This is a genomic window from Burkholderia sp. 572, from assembly GCF_040545135.1.
GTDB classification, from domain to species: domain Bacteria; phylum Pseudomonadota; class Gammaproteobacteria; order Burkholderiales; family Burkholderiaceae; genus Burkholderia; species Burkholderia cepacia.
In genome coordinates this window covers 1-2321 of sequence record NZ_JBEPLH010000056.1, presented here as the reverse complement: position 1 = coordinate 2321, position 2321 = coordinate 1, and the positions used below count along the sequence as shown (strand labels likewise).

Below are 2321 nucleotides of genomic sequence, written 5' to 3'. Positions count from 1 at the left end.
GGTTCGCGATAAAACGTGGCTCCACTGGCATCTCGGCGATCTCGATTGGAAAGCCGCCATGCTAAAGCAATACGGTGTCGGTGCCACGCTTACCGCCTGGCGGTTCCCGACATGAGCCATCAGGATGACCTGGGCAACGAGTGGCGCAAATCCGCCGTTTGGCGTCCTTTTGCCGAAAGCTCCAGGTGACTGCTGCCAATCGAGCGCACAAAGTCGGATTTTGCCCAAGATGACATCTCGTAGTGATCTTGGATTGTTTGTTTCTCAACTCGTCGCATCTTCTCTCAAATCGACCCGTTCAAAAAAATTGACGCTTCCGGCGTGCCACACGGAAGTCGTTGACGCATAGCGCGAACCGGACATACGCAAATTCCTCAACCAGATGCCATCAGAAATTCGCGCCGGTTCTTTTGATGAGCGCTGGCTGCCCGTCCCGAAACACGTAGACTTCTTCGATGAGCGAATGGGCGGCGCCGCCAAAGCAGTCCCGCCTTTCACCTATCGACGTGAAGGGCGTGCCCCCGCATCGACGTCAGTCGATCGCGCCCAGCATGCGGTATCCGGATCGGTGCGGAGCCATTGCCCGGCGTAAACCGGCGCGTCGTATTCAGGCCTTGATCCCCGGTCGATGCGAGAAATGCCGGGCAGCTCGCAGCGGTCGTGGAAGTGTGGAGGTCGTGGGCCTGCTTTCCCGCGTCTTCGGATGAATGCGATGCGGAAAACGCGCAGGCGCCGAATCCTGCCCAGGTATCGGTGTTCAGCTGCACGAGGCGAACATCGTACGTGCATGGGGGAGCTCGTGTATTTGCCGCGATAGGTCGGCCAGATGCCGACGTTGGTCGGTTCGCACGGCGGCGAAGTGCAGTGGGCCGTGCACTGCAGACCGTTCGCAGAGATTGCAGGGACAAACCTGCGCGGCAGCTCCAGGCACGGCCGTGTGTCATCGCCAAGAAATGGCTGCAATGTGTCGATGCAGGCTGGGCTGCAGGATTCGTCTGCCGACGCGTTATCACCGGCGCCGGCGGTCATGGCGTCCATGGTGCATCGTTGATCAGCCATGCATGGGTGACCGCATCCTGACTCCACGAGGGTCCCCGGCCTACCCGATGTATACCGAACTTAGGCCCCCGGCATTGCGCGAGGACTTCAACCTGTCATATGCGACGAGCGATGCGGCGGCTGCCAGGGCATCCCGGGGCGTGGCTATCAGCTAGCCTCCTAACGGATCCGGGTGATCGTGCTCGGGCGACACGGGCGTCTGCCGGTCCAGCGGCGTGTGCGGTCAAAATCATGAAGGCCGGAAAAAGAGCAAGCAGACGCATGAAGTTCCGAACCAGGGCGGGCAGGTGGCCCGGGACGGTATTGTTCCTGTCGCTGACGTTGGCAAAGTCCAGTGTCGCCATCACGATTTCTGGTTGGAAGCGTTGCCCAAACTCATGATGCGATTGCTGGAAAGCGTTCGAAAGTCGTGTCACGTCAATCGCTGGCGGGTCGGGCCAGGCAACCCGAGAAACCAGCTATGGACTCCCAGGGGGTATCTAAAACAGATCATGGCATCCGCCCGGCACGAAATTTGCGGAAATTTTGCATCTACCCGCTTGGCAGAGTGCTCAAGAGATCGTATGATGGCGGTCTTTCGTTTTCAGCGCAGATGCAGATCGACGCTGAAAGCGGAGTCTGACGAAGATATGGCACTGATCGGTAGCACCCATGCTTGCCTTAGCCGGGCAAGGGCGGGAGATCGGTGGTCAGGCAGGCATCGGGAAGAGAGTGAAAATAATCTTCCGGATGTGCTTGACGGGGGCGCGATGTACCCCCATAATCGTCAGTTCTCTACGGAGGGGTGCCCGAGTGGCTAAAGGGGGCAGACTGTAAATCTGTTGGCTTACGCCTACGTTGGTTCGAATCCAACCTCCTCCACCAAGATATCAGCGCAGTGAGCGGTAAGGAATCGTTTGTGGCCCGTGCGGGTGTAGCTCAATGGTAGAGCAGAAGCCTTCCAAGCTTACGACGAGGGTTCGATTCCCTTCACCCGCTCCAGACCGCGAAGTTGAAGCGTAAAGCGCCCATGTGGCTCAGTGGTAGAGCACTCCCTTGGTAAGGGAGAGGTCGGCAGTTCGATCCTGCCCATGGGCACCAGCAGTAAAAAGTCAGTGTCTTGTTGTTTGCGCGCGGCGCAACCTGTGAAATTCCTTTTGGGAGTTGAAAATGGCCAAGGAAAAGTTTGAGCGGACCAAGCCGCACGTGAACGTTGGTACGATTGGTCACGTTGACCACGGCAAGACGACGCTGACGGCAGCGATCACGACGGTTCTGACGAA

The 2321-nt window shown here is 58.3% G+C and carries 1 protein-coding gene and 3 tRNA genes; all 4 read left to right on the top strand.

Annotation, left to right across the window (positions count from 1 at the left end; genetic code table 11):
- Window positions 1–1837 precede the first annotated feature (1837 nt).
- Window positions 1838–1923, top strand: a tRNA-Tyr gene (locus tag ABIC51_RS40740).
- Between the two features lie 43 nt (window positions 1924–1966).
- Window positions 1967–2040: transfer RNA gene (locus ABIC51_RS40735), tRNA-Gly, on the top strand.
- A 24-nt stretch (window positions 2041–2064) separates the two neighbouring features.
- Window positions 2065–2139, top strand: a tRNA-Thr gene (locus ABIC51_RS40730).
- A 69-nt stretch (window positions 2140–2208) separates the two neighbouring features.
- Window positions 2209–2321: GTP-binding protein (locus ABIC51_RS40725; RefSeq protein ID WP_244096553.1), on the top strand; the 113-nt coding region annotated here is incomplete at its 3' end.